Genomic DNA, 18,133 nt, shown 5'->3' with positions numbered 1-18,133 from the left:
GCTTGTCTTTCGAATCGTCTTTTGAGGGGGGTTGTTGTCTACGGTCCTTTGTTGATTTTTCCTTCGCTCCCCTTTTCGAGGCTTGTCGGTGGTGCTCATCGGGGACTTGCCTTGGTTAGGCGGCCTTGATCGGAGCTTGCCCACAGAAAAACACATTCGACAGCGCACAGAGCCGGGTAAACTGCGCCGCGTTTTTGGCCAGACCTTTATCCCGGAGCTTGCGGTGTCCCCAGAGGTGTTTGATCACCCGGAAGGAATGTTCCACCTTGGCGGTGGTAAATTCGGTCGAATGAATAATAGGCGGCCCTTGCGCCTGCACCCCAATATGCCCTTTGGCTCCAACGTGCCACTTGTTGTTTTTACGGGTCGAGCTCATCTCGGGGCCCCGTTCTTTGCGACGGTTCTTCTTGCTCACGGGCTCGGCCAGCAATGTCGCATCCACAATCGTCCCGGCTTTCAGCACCAGCCCCTGGGCCGCTAAGTGGGTATTCACGACGGTCAGAATCTGTTGCGAGAGGCCATGCTCTTCCAAGAGATGCCGAAATCGACAGATGCTGCTCTCATTCGGAATCACGCCCCCAAAACAGTCAAAGCCCAGAAAGGTCTGGAAACTCAGGCGATCTTACAGGGCTTCTTCCATCAGGGGGTCGCTTAAATTGTGCCACAGCTGAAGGAAGTGAATGCGCAGCATCACCCGCAGGTCATGGGGAGGACGTCCGCCGGGGCTCTTATAAGACGGCTGAATGACTTCCTCCAATTGCTGCCACGGCACACCCTGATCCATCTCGTGGAGAAAGCGCTCAATTCGCAAGGGCTTTGTTTTCATTTGGTACCTCAGGGTGATTTGCATGAGGGCTATTCTACGGAGTTCCGTTACTTTTGCAGAGGGTTCTATAGATATTGTTAATCGCTTGGAGTCTCGAAATGTCCTGGTATCCGGTTTTGCCAGGGAACGGTGGCGGTCTTCGCCTGTTTCAGTAGACTTTTGAGATTCACTTCCGCAGCTCGCAGAAGTTTCGGCTCCCCGTTTTGAAGAAGTGCGGTGAGGAGGGAATACATTTCTCGTTGTTCCTGAGGCGAATGAGCGATGAGTTCTAGGATGGGGTCTGGAGAGTCTACATATGTCCAATCAGCATCTTTCTCATCAGAGTCACCTAAGAGGAGGTTGATTGCTGTGGGATTACTATAGGGCTAGTCTGGCGGTATTCCGAGTGCAGTGGCCAATGCTTCAAGTCGTGAGGCTGGCGGATCCAACTCGCCGGCTTCGATGGCCTCAAGCTCAGTCGAAGGCATGCCGACTTTGCCGGCTAATGCTGTCACCGAATTTCCTCGCATGCGCCGCCAGGCTTGAATGTGTTCATTGATGGGCATGAGCCGATCTTAGCCAAGGTCTGGACCGATGTCCAGTGTTCTTCGATCTCATTAACCGTCTCTCGTGAAGCGTAGCTTGTAAAAACCAGAAAGACTCCTCATGCGAGATACGAAATACGAGCAACGTTCCTTAAGATACGAACGACGAGATATGCTTTTAACCTGCTTATGGTGTTTCATGTTCACAAGGCGACGAGCCTTTTCGAATAGTGGCCTGGTTGGGTATTGAAAAGTGGGAAGACCTGTTTGCGGTCATTCTGCGGACTTCCTTCACGATCAATGAATAGGTTTGAAATTCTTCCTCAATGATACCCACTAAAATATATGGTCCTTGGTTGGTTAAGAGCGCACCATATTGTTGATAGGTCTTAGGAAACAACGTGGCTTCATACAATCCTGTTAAGTCTTCAAAGGTTACGAATTCCATCGGCTCGCGCTGTTTGGTCTGAACGGATTTTTCGGTGATCATCCAGCCGATCATCGTAATGGTTTGTCCCACGTACAGATGTATGTCGCAGGCTGGTACCACATGTAATCCTTGAAACGCTTCTGCAAACAATTCGAGTGGATGGGTGTGAAGTGGAAATCCGAGTAGTTCAATCTCATGTTGGATTTTTTGTTTTGGAGAGTAATCTGGTGGAATAGGAAGTGCCACGGACTTGTGTGGAAGAAGAGGTAATAGAGAAGACGTCAAACTACAGGGTACTGTGTGAGCCGTTTTTTGTTTGCTTCCTTGCTGCGCATGATGCGCATACAGGCGCCAAAGAAGGCCTGGACGTGTGACGTCTCCTGAAACACTATCGAAACATCCGGCTTTGATGAATGTGCGGGTGTGGGCTTGTTCTCCCGCCATGCGGATCAGAAAGTTCTGTAATGATCGAAACGGGCCACGTTGAGTCCGTTCTTCAAGAAGATGAGTAATCACATCGGTCTTTAGCCCTTTGATGTGCATGAAGCCCATGCGAAGAGTCGTGTCGGTTCCCACATATTCCCAATGACTGGCATTGATGTCCGGCGGTAAAATTGTGAGGCCCATACGACGGGTTTCCGAAAGGTAGGCAAAGGGCGAGTAGAACCCACCTTGATTGTTAAGCACGGCTGCCATGAATTCTGCGGGGTAATACGTTCGCAGGTAGGCGGATTGAAATGAAACTTGCGCATAGGATGCGGAGTGCGGCTTGCAGAAGCTATATCCCGAAAAGCTCATGATCATGTTCCACATTGTGGCGATCGCCTGTTCTGATGCTCCGTTGGCGGCAGCCCCACGAGAGAACTGCGCGTGATAATCTTGAAGCTGTCGTTCCTTGTGCTTTTTACTCAGAATTTTTCTGAGTTGATCGGCGTCTTCTACGGAAAACCCTGCCACTTCCATGGCGACTCGCGTCACGTCTTCCTGGTACACCATAATGCCGTGAGTGTCAGCCAAGACTTTCTCGAATAATGGGTGAACTGGTTGATGCGTCTCACCATGGGCACGCAGGACGAAGTCTCGATTGTAGGGATTGCCTGCAGGACGAACGAGAGAGGACACCATCACGACATACTCGAAAATGTCTCGAGTTGATTGCCGTGTCTTGCTCATGGTTTTCCACAGTTTCCTCAGCAACAGACGTGTGGCGGGCGACTCGATATAAAAGCACCCGATCGTATTGGTCTGACGAATCAACTCTTGAGTCTGAAGGTCATGGATGGGATCCCATGATGTGTGGTTGAGACGTTGTCCTGTGTGAACCGCGACGGCATCAAGCGTATCGCGAATGACTGCGAGTGAACGATTTCCTAAGATATCGAGTTTGACGAGACCAGCATCTTCGGCTTGATCTTTTTCCCATTGAATAATGGGAACACCTTTGGGTGCAATTTGGATTGGGACGTAACGCTGAATCTCACCTGGAGCGATGATGACTCCGCCACAATGGACCCCGAGATGTTGGAGGCAGCCTTCGAGGCGGAGTCCTAGAGAGATTATTTCCGGCCATGGCTCAGCCATCCCTAAGGCTTGGCAGATGTTTTCTGCCCACGAGGTCAATGTGGGTGTTGTCGGAGGTGGATAAAATTCTGTTTGGCGGACAAGGCGTGGGATGAACCTATTCAGTTCGGCTAGTGACATTCCGTAGACTTTGGCAACTTCGCGAATCGCTGCTCGAAAGCCTAGCGTGTTGTGGTTTGCCACCATGGCTGTGCGACGGGTGCCATACTTTGCGAAAATGTAATCGATAATGCGGTCCCGTTCATCCCAGGGGAAATCAATGTCGATGTCTGGTGGATCCTGACGTCCGGCATTCAAAAATCGTTCAAAAAACAAGTTGTGACGAATCGGATCGACATGGGTGATTCCCAGACAGTATGAAACAATTGACGCTGCGGCTGATCCGCGACCGCACGTGCGTGGAGCTTGTTGGACAATGTCTTGGACAATTAAAAACCAAACGGCAAACCCCTTCGACTGAATCACCCTGAGTTCGGTCTCGATTCGTTTTTGAATGTCATCAGAAATTTCTCCATATCGTTCTCGAGCGCCTTCGTATGTTTTGGCCTGAAGCGTGGGAAATGTTTGTGGATCTGTTTGGTCGCGAAAGGCTTGCTGTACGGTCTCTTTGAAATTCCATTCAGTATGACAACGGTTGGCAAGGCGGCGTGCATTACGTAGTGCATGCGGCATATGTACATAGTGTGGTTCGAGAACTGAAGCTGGAGCAAGCCATTGGTGACGGGAGCAGTGAGAATCTGGCTGCAGTTGTGAAAGCGTGGTCTTCAACGCGATTGCGCGTAACATACGATGAAGATGAAATTCTTCAGGATGTACAAAATGCACACGATTGGTTGCGACTGGCGGAATTTCTGTGCGTCGGCTCAATGCAACGGCTTGATGCATCATGGTTCCTGGTGTCAATTCAACATAGATATTCTGCAGTTTTCGCTTTTTCCATGCTGTGAGAGCCGGAATATCATCGGACAATACAAGAAGATCACGATGATGTAGGTGCACAGTGTCAATGAAATCAAAGTCCTCATGACAATGTCTGGCTGACAGTATGCGGCACAGGTTCGTGTAGCCAGTCATGGTCGTTGCGAGTAAGGTGGCTCGGTGATGCTGGTGAGTGAGCTCAGCTCCAAGAATGGGTTTGAGTCCTACGCGCTTGGCCGTTTCTATGAACCGTATAGCGCCATATACGCCATTGGTGTCGGTGAGCGCGAGAGTGTCGGCTCCATGCGACTTGGCCGTCGCACACAACTCCTCCACTGAAGACACCCCGGACATGGGTGAGTAGTTAGAATGGACGTGCAGATGAACGAAGGGTGGCATGCGTGTTCCCCCACCAAATGGACTGTGGACCAAATCGTTTTCGAATCTGATCAAGCGATAGTGTTAAGCGGTGTGACTTTTGGGGTGCAAAAGGTTCATTGATGAATTGTTCCTGAAACAAATCACTCTGTTCGATAAATGTAGAGAGTTGTTCCGCATATATGGCGAGACGACTGCTTCGAATTCGGCGTGTGAACATTCGTGTCAGCAGCGTGGCGGCATAGGGGAGCAAGTCGGCTTCCCAGTATGTTCCCGGGGTTACGGCATGCGCTTTCGTCATTTCTACTCCATCACGATATTGAAATCTGACCCTGATCGCGTGACACATCCGCTGTTGATGCCGTAGCTGCTGACAGATTTGTTCAAGGAGTCCATACAACGCCCCATGGAGTCGATGGATGTCGATTTCATCGGACTTGAATTTGAGCGCCGCTTCAATCTGTGGTTGTTGGGGTGGGCAGAGAACAGGGGACGAGTCGGTCCCATGTGCCCATGCATGAAGAGCCCCGGCATGCTGTCCCAAGACAATCTGAAGGTACACGAGTTCAATGTCTGCAAGATCATGCAAGGTATGGATATTCAAATCCGACAATACCGGCAACATGGTCTTTGTATGGTGAGGGCTAAGCGGTAAGGCATGGATAGGCAATGGCGCAAGGAATGCTTCTTCAGAGCCATGTTGAATGTCGCACAGGAGTGGAGGTGTGACAATGGTTGAGGCAATACGTGCGACGAGTTTATTGCTGGCCAGTCCGGCCACTCCGATCAGTCCATAGTGTTGTGTAATTTCTCGCTTGATTCGCATGGTGGCATCACAGGCCAATCCAAAGAGACGTGTGGTGCCGGTCAGATCAAAAAAGAACTGGCCAGGTTGGATCGGTTCCCACACTGGGGAAAATTGCCTGATGGTGTTCACGAGGGCATGGTGAGCTTGCCGGACGTGCGTTGTGCGTGGGGGAAGAATGTGCAGTGACGGGCATCGCTGGCGAGCCTGTGCGACAGAAAGGCCTGGCAAGACGCCATCTAGCTGGGCTTCTTGTGACACTTCAGTAATGGGTGATCGAGTGGCTGATGAAACCGCAACGGCAACGGGTCGTGTTTGTAACGAAGGATCGTCTAGGCGCGCGAGAGCGATGGAAAACGTGGGAATAGAAAAGCAGGCAATGTGGCGATTCATGGGGCAAGCATATCTTATGGTGACAGAGAAAGGACGGGGCCTTAACAATCCTGCTATTCTCCAAATAGCCACAATATTGTATCCAATGGTTGCATTTTATGAAGATTTATGTCAAGAATACTGCTATAGCCGTTCCAGTTATGCCGAATCAGTTACATGTCGATCCACTGAATACTGGTTATAGCCGTTTCAAATAACTTCCGCTGGTGGAAACGTTGTACCGCGCGAAGTTCGTGATATTCTCCTGCTTGGAACGTATTTGGATTCGCTATAACCCTTCGTTATTGAACCGTCAATCGTATACAGGGCATCCAGGCGGGCATAACTTTCCTCTATGTTTGCGCTGTGTACATGATGTACATTCGGTTGGAAGTTATTTGGTTTCGCTATAGTAGAAGAACATTCTCATATTCCTTTAACGATCAAAGATGGCCATTCCGTGTCCCTATGACTCATACAGAAAGTCAAAGGACAGGTCATGCTTGATCAGGTACGAATTATTTCCAAAAAACGGCTACACAAATTAGATGGATCGGTTCATGCCAAGACCAAATCCGACATTCTTGAATGTTTGAATACGATGTTTGTACTCTAACGAAGATGTGTTTCAAAAACGAAAGGGCTCGATATCAGATGATGTCGGGCCTTTGTCATTCTGACGTAGGGTGTTCTACGATGTAGTTTCAAGCCAACCGAGATGTTCATTGTAGGTGTCTAAGTGGTGCTTCGCGACAATCAACGACAGAAGCTGGAATATCATCGTGTTGGCGGCTATCGGATTCGTGTGCAACATGTCCGAAAGCCACTCGTCGTAAAGATTTTTACTGTTTTTCAGTGGGTCGGGTTATTGACCTTTATGGCCATGAGCGTTCTGCAGGAACCTGTTTGGGCGGCGCTTAGCCCAACCCAAGTTGTGATTGTGTCGAACATGAATAGCCGAGAAAGCGATTCCGTTGCTCGATATTATGCACAACAACGAGGCATTCCCCTATCGCATATCATTGAATTGGATACATCGACAAGGGAGACGATTGGTCGAGAAGAATATAAAGAATCTATTGCCCAGCCCCTTCGAGAAGCGCTACAAGTCAAAAAGCTTGCCCCAACTGTTCGCGTGATTGTCACCACGTATGGAATTCCTCTTCGCGTTGAGGCGCCTCGTCCTTCTGCGCAAGAAACTGTTTGGTTAGAAGATGCCAAAGCTTGGCGAAAATCTTCTGTCGAGTTTTTACAAGAGCTCACGCATGATATCGAAGGCATTGCGACTCAAAAACCTGAGGCCGCATTCTCGCCATCACACGATGTCGATATGAATGAGCGAGCCATTCACGTGTTCCTTCAAGAAGTGGGGCAGGCTATTCAACGGGCCAATGATCGTATTCGAAACATTGAGGATGTCGATCGCAGAAAAGCTCATGAGCGTGTGTTGGAAAAAATCATTCAGCGTATCAATGGCATGGCGGGTACGGTTCAGATCTTACGATCTGTGTCAGAGAAGACGGCAATGGCCATGGATGCGCCGTTGACGGCTCTTCACGGTCAGCTCCGTTCAGCAGAACGTCTGACTTCGTTATTGTTAACTGTTCCCTCGGACAACAATCGGGAACATGCCTATCAAGTTGTGCAGCAGCACTTTGGTGTTGCAGGCGTGCTGCGCTTTGCCAATCAAGAAATTCAGCGATTCAGCTTCGTGCATGCCCGTGCGAGTGTCGATAGCGAATTAAGTGTTGTGTGGTGGGGGCACACCTTTGCGCATCCATCTGGCAAAATCCCGAATCCCTTGTATGCCTGGTATCCTGAGCAGGCTCAGGAGCAGGCATTGAGTCTTCCAGTCATGCTGGTGAGTCGTCTTGATGGACCGAATCCTGATTTGGTTAAACGCATGATCGATCATGCAACCCTGACGGAGCAGAATGGCTTGAGGGGAAACGCCTATTTTGACGCACGGGGAATGGATTCCAAGCAATTGTTAAGCTACGGACATTATGATCGAGACATCCGGATGCTCAGCGAGGCTGTCCGAAACATTTCTTCTTACCCCGTTGTGCTCGAAAACACACAAAAACGATTGAGCGAACCTGGGGATGCTCCTCATGTTGCGCTCTATGTCGGGTGGTATCGTCTTCGACACTACGAGGATGCCTTTACGTTTAATCCAGGTGCGATTGGCTATCATATTGCTTCGGGCGAGGCGGTCAGTCTTCGTGATCCGATTGAACGGGGGTGGTGTAAAAACGCATTGGAACGAGGGATTACGGTGACGCTAGGGCCAATCGGGGAACCCTATCTTGATGCATTTCCTTTGCCGACGGAATTCTTTGGTTTGTTATTGACGGGGCGCTATTCGGTCGTTGAGGCGTTCTACCTTTCCTCTCGCCATCTGAGTTGGCAAATGGTGCTCGTGGGGGACCCGCTGTATAATCCGTGGCGGGGTCGAGCATTTGCTCAAAAAGTGAAGAAGTCTGGCATATTACGTCGACAGACGTTTCCAGTTCCTCCATCGGAGCGAGTTTTTTCTGATCCACTTCATATTCGGGAGAAACTCCTGGAGGAACGCCGGCAAGTCTTGTCGAGGCTTTCGTTACGCGAGGGGCGTTAGTGTAAGGAAGGAGTCCGCGTCATGTTCTATCATGTACTTCGAAGTCCGGTTGGCAAACTCTTGTTGGTGGGGAATGAGCAAGGGGTAAAGATGCTGAGTTTTCAGGATGGCCGACATCCTCAAGCCATTGATTCGCAATGGAGAAAAGATCGACAACCTTTTGACGATGTGATTACCCAGTTGGAGGCGTATTTCGATGGCGAACGTACAACGTTTTCAGTGAAGCTCTCCCCTGAGGGGACAGACTTTCAACGGAACGTGTGGAAAGCGCTTCGACGTATTCCGTATGGGAAAACCGTTTCCTATGGCGAGATTGCGAAGCGGATCGGAAACCCTCATGCGTCACGAGCCGTAGGAGCCGCGAATGGACAAAACCCTATTTCGATCATTGTCCCGTGCCATCGGGTGATTGGAGCCAATGGCAAGCTAGTCGGCTATGGTGGTGGGTTGCCGATTAAACAGTCACTACTTGCCCTTGAGCAAGAGTATGGTGCGTCACGGTGATACGTTTCGAGCTGTGGTCTGATTTGGGGGGTGATTCGTATGGGGCATTTGCGTCATAGGTGCGATTGATCCAAAGTGCACTCCGAAGCTTTTTCGCTGACAATCCCGGACATACTGGGTAAGCGCTTCATGAATCACTGGGAATGCGAGTTGTTCCCAGGGAATATCGTCAAGAGACACCAGTTGGACTTCTAGACTTTCTTCTCCAGCACCAAATTCACGTGTTCGTAGTTCCCCACGATAGATGATATAGACTTGATCGACGCGGCGTAATGAATAGACTGCATAAAGCGATGTAATGTGAACGTCAGCTTTGGCTTCTTCTAGGGTTTCCCTTGCCGCAGCTTCCTCGGAGCCTTCACCCATTTCCATAAATCCAGCTGGGAACGTCCAGAGTCCTACGCGAGGTTCAATGGCCCGACGACACATGAGGATCTGTCCTTCCCATTCAGGAATACAACCTGCCACAATTTTAGGGTTTTGGTAATGAATGGTTTCGCAGTTTGGGCAGACCGCTCGCAGCCGATCTTCTCCCTGAGGGATCTTCTGTTCAACCTTTTCACCGCATTGACTGCAAAAATTGATGGGTGGGAGTGGCATGTCACTTTCCTATCAGACGAAAGGCAAGCGGTCAAATGTCGATTTTGACCATTCGATACTCTACATACACGTAACTGGTAAGTTGAAAAGTGAAAATGGCAAAATGAAAAATTGTGGAAAACGCTCTGAGTTCGATATTACATTTTTACATTCTATGCATGATTCCCCTATCTCATGGTGTACCACAAGTACGGGCCGTGGGTCACGAGGTTTCGAAGTCCGATGATGCCAGCTTGCGTTTGTGATCCCGCCATCGCCTTTGGTAAGGTTGGGGCCCGGAGTGCTTGCTCCGTTTCTTAACCCGCAATCGCTAAAGGAAAACAATAGGATGAGTACAGATGAGAAACAGGTCATATTTTCGCTCATTGGCGTGGGTCGTGTGCACCCACCCAAAAAACAGGTTCTCAAAGACATTTATTTGTCATTCTATTATGGAGCTAAAATAGGGGTCTTAGGACTGAACGGATCTGGGAAAAGTACGTTGCTGCGGATTATTGCCGGGCTTGACAAGGATTATCTTGGAGAGATCACGTTTTCGAAAGGCTATTCCGTAGGACTGCTTGAACAGGAACCCCAGCTCGATCCTGGAAAAACCGTTAAAGAAGTCGTGGAGGAAGGGAGAGCCGAGGTCATTGGACTCTTGCGGGAATATGAAGCCGTTAGCAATCGATTTGCGGAAGAACTTTCATCTGACGAGATGGAAAAGTTGATTGATAAACAAGCGCAGTTACAAGAAAAGATCGAAGCAGTCAACGGATGGGAGCTTGAACATGAGTTGGAAATTGCGATGGATGCGCTGCGGTGTCCTCCACCGGACTCGGTAGTTGAAAAGCTTTCCGGAGGGGAGCGTCGTCGTGTGGCTCTCTGCCGCTTGATGATTCAAGAGCCAGATATTTTGTTGCTGGATGAGCCCACTAACCATCTTGATGCAGAATCTGTGCAATGGTTAGAGCAGCATTTGCAGCAGTATAAGGGAACGGTTATTGCCGTGACCCATGATCGATACTTTCTGGATAATGTTGCGGGGTGGATTTTGGAATTGGATCGTGGCCATGGCATGCCGTTTCAAGGCAATTATTCTTCGTGGCTTGAACAGAAACAAGATCGATTGGAAAAAGAGGAAAAGACGGAGTCCAAACGGCGGAAAACTCTTGAGCGTGAGTTAGAGTGGATTCGCCTGTCTCCCAAAGGCCGACAGGCAAAGGGAAAGGCTCGCGTGACGCGTTACGAAGAACTTGTGAGTGAAGAGCAAGATCGACAAAGTCAGGACCTTGAAATCTATATTCCGCCTGGTCCGCGATTAGGAGATGTGGTCATTGAAGCCAAGGGACTTCACAAGGCGTTTGGCGAGAAAAATCTCTTTGAAGATCTCTCCTTTACATTGCCTCGAGGAGGGATTGTGGGGGTAATTGGGCCGAATGGTGCTGGAAAAACCACGTTGTTTCGGATGATCATGGGAGCCGAAAAGCCCGATGCGGGTGAATTTACCATAGGTGAGACTGTGACGCTTGGGTATGTGGATCAAGATCGAACGCTTGATGCCAATCGTACGGTGTGGGAAATCATCTCCGATGAGCAAGAGACCATTATGTTAGGGAAAGCCGAAGTCAATTCGCGAGGCTATGTGTCGAGGTTTAACTTTGCGGGATCTGATCAACAGAAGAAGGTCAAAGATCTTTCTGGCGGTGAACGGAATCGTGTGCATTTGGCGAGAATGCTGAGAGAGGGGGCCAATGTGTTGTTGCTCGATGAACCTACGAATGATCTTGATGTGAATACGCTCCGTGCATTGGAAGAAGGCTTGGAGCAATTTGGGGGTTGTGCCGTCGTCACCAGTCATGATCGCTGGTTTCTCGACCGTATTGCGACACATATTTTGGCATTCGAAGGCGATAGCCAAGTGGTATGGTATGAAGGTAATTATAGTGAGTATGAGACGGATCGGAAAAGGCGTTTGGGGAAGTCGGCTGAGCGGCCCCATCGAATTCGCTATCGAAAGTTAACCAAAGGGTAGGCCTACTCCATTGTTGAAATGACGAATGGGATGCTTGGACAACGACCAGAAGTGCTTATCGCTCGGACTGTCGGAATTATCTGTATTGCACTTGGATTTGTCTTAGGGATGCATGGTCTTGATTATCCTGATTCGATGTGGCTCCCAACGGCATTGGGCTTGATCGTCACAGGGATGGTCGCTCAATTATTCGCGTTAATCCGATCGTTCATGCGAGCGACTGAAGACAAGAAAGATCCAAAGCTGTGAAGAAACACTGATGCGTAGTATGTTCGTGCGTTCAAAGACTTTGACTGCCTTATTAAAATTTGGTGTTGTCGTATTGGCCGGATGTCTCTTGACGAGTTGCACACATTGGCGTGACCGCTATTTCGATAGTGCCGTAGACGACTTGACGCAATTCGATATCCGCGAAAAGTTTGGCAAACCACATATGGTCGAACAGTCGTTGTTGGATAAAAAAACTACGTGGGTCTATCGCGTGGCTATTCCTGAAGGCGAACTTGATCCTTCCGGTTTAAAGGGCTTTGGATCTGGTGTGGCCGATGTTGGTGAGGCTGTTGCCTCTTTAGTTGGAAAAGGGGATCAGGACGGCGCCCCGCGAGAACGTATTGTCTGTCTGCGTTATGAACTCTTGTTTGATGAGGAACGGATACTCAGAGAGTGGACGCGTCAGTTTTGTCAATTGAAAAAAAAGGAAGATCCGTTTGGGAGTCGTGAGCGGTGAGACGTTCCGTGAGGGTTTGCTGAAGGAAATCCTTCTTTTTAGCGATCAAAAAACCATCTGAGGTTACAGGAATTGGTGTATGCCCGTTTTTAAAAGTCCGGCATTTATTCAACAATGTTTTGCTGTGCATCCATTGTCTTTGAATGTCAAAATGGTTGCACTTCCAGAAAAAGTTGGTATTTTTTGTGACAATTGTCATATGCGGCATCGCCTGCAGGTGACCATGTGTCAAAGTCAAATTGGAGACGAACCGTTCACGGATGTTGGTGCGGCTGAGAGTCTAGGGCAATGCATGGCAGACCACTCCGTTGATTTGCGTGTGAGTCAAGTGGATGTCAAATCAGATGTCGTCCAGTTTCGATGTCGTCCGTGTCGTCGTGTCTATCAAATGAAGATTTCTCTGTTCGAGACTCATCAGCAGTAAATGCGTTCATAGAGGGAACACAGAAAAAAAGAGCCGCTGTTACGCGGCTCTTTTTTTGTTTCACTGCCTAAATTTCTTACTTGTTAGGTTGCGGAGTGTACCGCAGATACGGCTTCACGACGCGGTGGCCCTTCGGGAAGAGGGAGGGAATTTCTGTATCAGTCACAGCCGGGGTAATGATGCAATCTTCGCCATCTTTCCAGTTGGCTGGCGTCGCTACTTTGTGTTGAGCTGTTAGTTGTAGTGAGTCGATCACGCGAAGCAATTCAGCAAAATTTCTTCCGCACGAGGCCGGATACGTTAAGGTTAGTTTGATTTTTTTATCAGGTCCGATCACGAATACCGAACGCACAGTCATGTTGTCTAACGCATTCGGGTGAATCATGTCATACAGATTGGCGACCTTTTTTTCAGGGTCCGCAATAATAGGATAGCTGACGGTACAGTTTTGAGTTTCATTTATATCGTTCACCCACCCTTTATGAGAGTCAAGTGGATCGACGCTAATTGCCAACACTTTGACATTACGGTTCTTGAACTCATCATTCATATTGGCCATCGTACCGAGTTCAGTGGTGCAGACCGGCGTATAGTCCTTGGGATGAGAAAAAAGAATGCCCCACCCGTTGCCAAGCCATTCATGGAAATTAACGCTACCTTCCGTGGTTTCCGCTGTAAAATTCGGTGCTTCATCGCCTAATCGCAGTGCCATAATGTGCCTCGCTTGATAGGAAGTGGATGGATAAGGTCCTCGTGCTGAATGAGAGTTTTCCTCTGAGGTAGGGGCTCGGATGATTTACGGATCCGCTACTCATATTGCTAGGTAGAAGTCTACGTCATGTCACAGAAGATGGTCAACTAAGCAATGTGTTGCCTGCTGGGCAGGCTTTGCAGAGCTGGTCGACTTGGATATGAGGATATAACATTGGTCCCAGTGAAGCACTGGGTTTAAGTATTTTGCTGCCTTTCCTTTCCAGTGAAGGGAATAAATGCATAGTGTCAAGATTCATCATTTATTAACGGTTGTATAGATACATAGTTCTTGAAATTGCCTCTTCTAGACAAGAGTCACGAAGATCCTTGCTTTTTATCTAATGAAAGATACTGTGGTTGTTGGTATGTTACTTGTTGGCTGTAGTCTGATTGAGCTATTTTGAGCGATGGGGACATGCCTCAAACTCTCGTATTGGGACTTGGGTTGGTTATGAGGAATACTGACATATTCATACCGCTGTGCCATTTATTCATACAATAATGAGGAGGAAGATTATGTTGAATGTGAGGAAATTATTTCTATTAAGTATGGTGTGCGTGATGGGACTAAGCTTGAATGCGTGTTTGATTCTTGAAGCGACGACGGACACCGCCGTGCAGATCAGCGATGCTGTGACGCATGCGACGACTGATATTCTTTCCAGCACCTCAGGTAGCGGCGGCCATTCTTCGGCCGAAGCTCGTGCCAAAAAAATTCGAATGTTTGCCAAGCACAATGCAAGGAATGTACAGCAAGATGTGGCTCAGGGAGGGGGGGAGTATCTGGCTTCGCTTGAAGCGTTGTTGGAAGTTCCTCCACAACGGCATGATGAGTTCACTGTCTTTGCGCAATCACACTATGAGTGGCTTGTTAGCGATGAGGACGGGATCACCAATGACGGGCTTATGCAATTGGCGGATTTCGGATCTCAAGACATAGCGCAAGCCCTATCCGTGCAAATAGCGGCGAAGTAATGAACCCTGCGCCATGATTCATGGCACAGCATACACTCAGCATTCGTCGTTAGGTTGTGGATACTTTTTAGGCTCCGGCATTCACTTGCCGGAGCCTTTTCTGTTTTGAGGTGTTATCGTTTGGTGATACGTCGGTTCTACGTGCACCCAATCTTCGTGAGCAATCGAAGGTGAGAAAGTGTGATAGGACTTCTGATTGCTAAAACTTTACTTTGATGAAGATTTTTTGCAGTTTGGTTCAAGGGTGCGTTTCGACGAGGGGTCGATGGTGAAATGCTGGTTGAGAAACACTCGTCCAATCAAAAGTTCATATTCGTAATTACTGCGATTAGCCAAGTTTACCTCGGCTTCCTTATGGGTGTCGCCAAGGCAGATGTCTAATAGAACGACGGGTCGTTCTGCTGATTTCTGTTTGTGCCGTTTGATCTTCACGATTCGCTTGATTTCACGCTCAAGGGTCAGGTTTTTGTTGCTTCGATCTGTGACGGTAAATTTAACCCATGGTTTCCCGTCACGTTCAAATTGATCAATATCTTCAGCATGAATGGAGGCACTTTCCGCTCCCGTGTCGAGTTTGGCCACCATCCGCAAGTTTCCGGGGAAAATACGTACTTCTTCGATCCAGCCTGCTTTCACTAATGCTTCTGATGCCAGCAGTGTATCTGAATAGCCAACCGTCAAAATTAAACAAGAAAAAGAGAATAAGGCTTTAAATGTTACGGAACGGGAAATCGATGCCAGGATAGTATTCATTGACTCAAAAACCTCCTTAAATATACCTATAAATTAAAAAGAGAAACGTTCATAAATTCAAAAATTGGTAAATTTAACTCTGATTCAGAGTGGAAATGCAACGACTTCGGTTTTGTATCCCATGTTTTCGACTTCATTTTGCCATGCGCTTCAGTTTAGTGCCAAAGACCATCATCGGGTCATAGGCACTGATGATGTTGCATCGCTCATGAGAAAAAGAATTACCATAAACTGAAATTCCATGTACACACGTCAGGCAAATGTGATGCACAGAACGCTATTTGTGATCTCCCGCTTATACCGAGTCAGGAAATTTAGCTCAACGGACAAAAATTTTACTCATAATCAAAGAATGTCTATGTGTTGGAAGGCTTTCCTGTTCATCATGTTGGAAGAGTGAAGAGTGATGAGTGATTGTTGCCATACGTGTGTGCGGGATCTACAGAAATTGGTGAGATCTCACAGTTTTTGATGTGAACTTCTCTGTATATTTGTTGTAAACTTGAGCGCTCCGTTCTCCTCCTTTATATTTTTATATTTACCATATTATGTCAAGCTTCACACCAGAAGATGAGACCTCAGGGACCGCTGAGCAACTTCAGGAAACGCTTCATCATTTAGGGGAGCGTGTTAAAGAGCTCTCAGCGTTGCATTCGACGGCTCGGCTGTTCCAAGAGGATGGTGGGTCGACGGAAGAACTCTTGGCAAAGATGGTGGCCCTGCTTCCCGCCTCCTGGCAATACCCGGAAATTACTGCTGCACGAATACGATTTGGTGAGGTCGAGATTGCCACGCCGAACTATCAGGCGACGCCCTGGGTGCAACATGCTGATTTCGTTTGTCAGGGGGATATTTTTGGGTCGCTTGAAGTGGTGTACCTTGAAGAGCGACCTCTAGAAGTCGAGGGCCCTTTTCTTGCCGAAGAGCGAAACCTCATTGACTCGTTGGCGGAAATGCTCACGATTCATTTGGATCGAAAGCGATCAAGTGATGCCTTGCGTGGGCTCTCTAAAGTCTATCGGGATGCGACGGACCCCATTATTCTTGAAGATCTCGCAGGAGTGGTGACATCGGTGAATCCCGAAGCAGAACGTGCGTATGGGTGGAACGCTGCCGAATTGATTGGGCAGCCTATCACGGTTCTGGTCCCTCCAGAGGAACACCCTCAGGTGCAAGGCCAGCGAATGCGTTGTCAACAGGGACAGGTTGTTCGAAATGTTTCTGGTGTTCGACAATCGAAGGATGGGAAGCGTCTTCCGGTGCTGATTACCCTCTCGTTACTCACGGATGAAGAGGGGCAACCCACAGGCATTGCCACCTTTGCTAAAGATATTTCTGTGTTGAAAGAGACAGAAGCCGCACTTCGGAATGCGCATGATGAGTTGGAGGCGCGTGTGAAAGAGCGGACGAGTGAACTTCATCAGGCAAATGATTTATTGACGGAAGAAATCGCACAACGTACGGAAATCGAGTCGCGTCTTGAGCAGGTTATTGGCAAACTCCAACGTAGTCATGACGATCTTCAGGCGATGATGAATCAACTTTCCATCGGCGTAGCGCTCACGGATCGTTCAGGCACGATTCTTTTTCTCAATCGCGCCGCTCAACAGTTATGTCAAAAACGGTCTGAACAATGTGTGGGAAAACAGTGGAAAGAACTCTTTGGCGATGCAGAGTCTCTTGCGCGTCTTGAAGAAATCGTGCAGCAATCACCGCAGAAACGTGAAAGCATGCTCGTGAAAATGCCGAATGTGCCCGGAGGACGTATCAGTTGGGCCAATGTAGATATTTGTGACGATCCACGGGATTCACAGCAGAAAATCTTCTACTTGTATGATACGTCAGAAGTGGAGAATTTACGCCGGCTTCTTGGTGAAAGTGGAAAATTTCAGGATTTGATTGGAAAGAGTCAAGGCATGCAGGCGGTATTTCAACAGATTCATGAGTTGGCGCGTGTGGATTCCACGGTGTTGATCGAAGGAGAGACTGGAACAGGAAAAGAGTTGGTGGCCCGTGCCATTCATCGCACCAGTCATCGGAAAGATATGCCCTTTGTCGCCGTGAATTGTGCGGGTCTCACCGAATCGCTTGTGGCCAGTCAACTCTTTGGGCACAAGCGAGGGGCATTTACTGGTGCCGTTTCGGATCAGACAGGTTTGTTCGAAGCGGCGGAAGGTGGGACGCTGTTTCTCGATGAAATCGGTGATATTCCTTTATCGATCCAGACTAGTCTGCTCCGCGTGTTGCAGGAGCGTGAAGTGACGCGTTTGGGCGAGTCCAAGCTTCGAAAGATTAACGTACGCGTTATTGCAGCCACACATCATCATTTAGCCGACGATGTCGAAGCAGGAGAGTTTCGCGCTGATCTTTTATATCGAATTCGCGTTGGGCGAGTGCTGTTGCCCCCGTTGCGGGAACGACGAGAAGATATTCCACTTCTCTCGAGTTTTTTCTTAGGGCAATGTCAGGCAACCACGGGCCGTCCTGTGAATCAAATTAGTCATGAGGCGGTGCGTCTGCTTGTCTCGCATGATTGGCCAGGAAATGTTCGAGAACTCCAACATGCCATCGAGTTTGGGGTGATTCGTTCTCGTGGGCCTATCTTGCAGCCCCATGACTTTCCTCCGGAAGTTCTTGATCAGCAAGATGTGCCGCCCAGGCTTGCGCGTGGGAAAAATGCGCCAATAGAAGATCAGGGCGACCCCATTCTTTCTGCGCTGGAGAAAACGGGAGGGAATCGGAGTGCCGCAGCCAAACTCCTTGGAATCAGTCGAGTTACCCTCTACCGTCGCCTCTCTCGCCTGGGGATTAAGTAATACTTCAGAATTACCTGCCTCCTTTCTCTGAATTCATATAAAATCATTGCGTGAAACAGATGATGCATATTCGTTACATATGTGTAACTTTACGTGTATCACCGTTACAGTAT

The 18,133-nt window shown here is 48.6% G+C and carries 15 protein-coding genes and 1 pseudogene; 8 read left to right on the top strand and 8 right to left on the bottom strand.

Annotated features, from left to right (window positions below; translation table 11 throughout):
• Nucleotides 1–115: 115 nt before the first annotated feature.
• The 5 genes and pseudogenes from ACWHX8_RS16845 to ACWHX8_RS16825 form a co-directional block, all read right to left on the bottom strand.
• Nucleotides 116–850, bottom strand: a pseudogene (locus ACWHX8_RS16845) (IS5 family transposase).
• A gap of 53 nt (nucleotides 851–903) precedes the next feature.
• On the bottom strand, nucleotides 904–1,059 hold the full coding sequence (locus ACWHX8_RS16840) for a hypothetical protein (protein WP_447969293.1): 156 nt from the start codon (nucleotides 1,057–1,059) through the stop codon (nucleotides 904–906).
• 132 nt (nucleotides 1,060–1,191) lie between these two features.
• The gene (locus ACWHX8_RS16835) at nucleotides 1,192–1,371 is read right to left on the bottom strand and encodes a helix-turn-helix domain-containing protein (protein ID WP_447969292.1); all 180 of its coding nucleotides are present in this window, start codon (nucleotides 1,369–1,371) and stop codon (nucleotides 1,192–1,194) included.
• 166 nt (nucleotides 1,372–1,537) lie between these two features.
• Entirely contained in the window at nucleotides 1,538–4,678 is a 3,141-nt protein-coding gene (locus ACWHX8_RS16830) for a DNA polymerase III subunit alpha (protein ID WP_447969291.1), read from the bottom strand.
• A complete protein-coding gene (locus tag ACWHX8_RS16825; protein WP_447969290.1) occupies nucleotides 4,644–5,855 on the bottom strand; it encodes a DNA polymerase Y family protein in 1,212 nt (403 codons plus the stop codon). The genes ACWHX8_RS16830 and ACWHX8_RS16825 overlap by 35 nt, the downstream gene beginning before the upstream one ends.
• A gap of 718 nt (nucleotides 5,856–6,573) precedes the next feature.
• Here ACWHX8_RS16825 and ACWHX8_RS16820 point away from each other — a divergent pair.
• Together ACWHX8_RS16820 and ACWHX8_RS16815 are read left to right on the top strand one after the other, a co-directional pair.
• Nucleotides 6,574–8,454: a TIGR03790 family protein gene (locus ACWHX8_RS16820; protein ID WP_447969289.1), complete on the top strand. Its 1,881-nt coding sequence runs from the start codon at nucleotides 6,574–6,576 to the stop codon at nucleotides 8,452–8,454.
• 21 nt (nucleotides 8,455–8,475) lie between these two features.
• Nucleotides 8,476–8,958: a methylated-DNA--[protein]-cysteine S-methyltransferase gene (locus ACWHX8_RS16815; protein ID WP_447969288.1), complete on the top strand. Its 483-nt coding sequence runs from the start codon at nucleotides 8,476–8,478 to the stop codon at nucleotides 8,956–8,958.
• Here the strand turns inward: ACWHX8_RS16815 and ACWHX8_RS16810 are convergent.
• Nucleotides 8,950–9,543, bottom strand: coding sequence for an NUDIX hydrolase (locus tag ACWHX8_RS16810; RefSeq protein WP_447971930.1), 594 nt, complete (start codon nucleotides 9,541–9,543; stop codon nucleotides 8,950–8,952). The genes ACWHX8_RS16815 and ACWHX8_RS16810 overlap by 9 nt on opposite strands.
• 343 nt (nucleotides 9,544–9,886) lie before the next feature.
• On the opposite strand from ACWHX8_RS16810, the gene ettA reads away from it, so the two are divergent.
• The 4 genes from ettA to ACWHX8_RS16790 all read left to right on the top strand — a co-directional run bounded on the left by ettA (nucleotide 9,887) and on the right by ACWHX8_RS16790 (nucleotide 12,723).
• Nucleotides 9,887–11,572 (top strand): energy-dependent translational throttle protein EttA, encoded by a 1,686-nt coding sequence (gene ettA, locus ACWHX8_RS16805; protein WP_447969287.1) that lies wholly within the window; start codon nucleotides 9,887–9,889, stop codon nucleotides 11,570–11,572.
• Between the two features lie 30 nt (nucleotides 11,573–11,602).
• Complete coding sequence (locus ACWHX8_RS16800) at nucleotides 11,603–11,821, top strand: hypothetical protein (protein WP_447969286.1); 219 nt, start codon at nucleotides 11,603–11,605, stop codon at nucleotides 11,819–11,821.
• A gap of 10 nt (nucleotides 11,822–11,831) precedes the next feature.
• Nucleotides 11,832–12,299, top strand: a complete 468-nt coding sequence (locus ACWHX8_RS16795; protein WP_447969285.1) for a hypothetical protein — start codon at nucleotides 11,832–11,834, stop codon at nucleotides 12,297–12,299.
• A 79-nt stretch (nucleotides 12,300–12,378) separates the two neighbouring features.
• The gene (locus ACWHX8_RS16790; protein WP_447969284.1) at nucleotides 12,379–12,723 is read left to right on the top strand and encodes a hypothetical protein; all 345 of its coding nucleotides are present in this window, start codon (nucleotides 12,379–12,381) and stop codon (nucleotides 12,721–12,723) included.
• A gap of 76 nt (nucleotides 12,724–12,799) precedes the next feature.
• On the opposite strand, the gene ACWHX8_RS16785 is transcribed toward ACWHX8_RS16790, so the two are convergent.
• A complete protein-coding gene (locus ACWHX8_RS16785; protein WP_447969283.1) occupies nucleotides 12,800–13,435 on the bottom strand; it encodes a peroxiredoxin in 636 nt (211 codons plus the stop codon).
• Nucleotides 13,436–13,992: 557 nt separating this feature from the next.
• Here ACWHX8_RS16785 and ACWHX8_RS16780 point away from each other — a divergent pair.
• The gene (locus tag ACWHX8_RS16780) at nucleotides 13,993–14,451 is read left to right on the top strand and encodes a DUF3015 family protein (protein WP_447969282.1); all 459 of its coding nucleotides are present in this window, start codon (nucleotides 13,993–13,995) and stop codon (nucleotides 14,449–14,451) included.
• 207 nt (nucleotides 14,452–14,658) lie between these two features.
• On the opposite strand, the gene ACWHX8_RS16775 is transcribed toward ACWHX8_RS16780, so the two are convergent.
• The gene (locus ACWHX8_RS16775; protein ID WP_447969281.1) at nucleotides 14,659–15,204 is read right to left on the bottom strand and encodes an ATP-dependent zinc protease family protein; all 546 of its coding nucleotides are present in this window, start codon (nucleotides 15,202–15,204) and stop codon (nucleotides 14,659–14,661) included.
• A 548-nt stretch (nucleotides 15,205–15,752) separates the two neighbouring features.
• Here ACWHX8_RS16775 and ACWHX8_RS16770 point away from each other — a divergent pair.
• Nucleotides 15,753–18,020: a sigma 54-interacting transcriptional regulator gene (locus ACWHX8_RS16770; protein ID WP_447969280.1), complete on the top strand. Its 2,268-nt coding sequence runs from the start codon at nucleotides 15,753–15,755 to the stop codon at nucleotides 18,018–18,020.
• Nucleotides 18,021–18,133: the final 113 nt, after the last annotated feature.

This window comes from Nitrospira sp. M1, from assembly GCF_965152605.1.
Note: the sequence above shows the minus strand (reverse complement) of the source record. Positions and strands in the feature narration are given on the sequence as shown.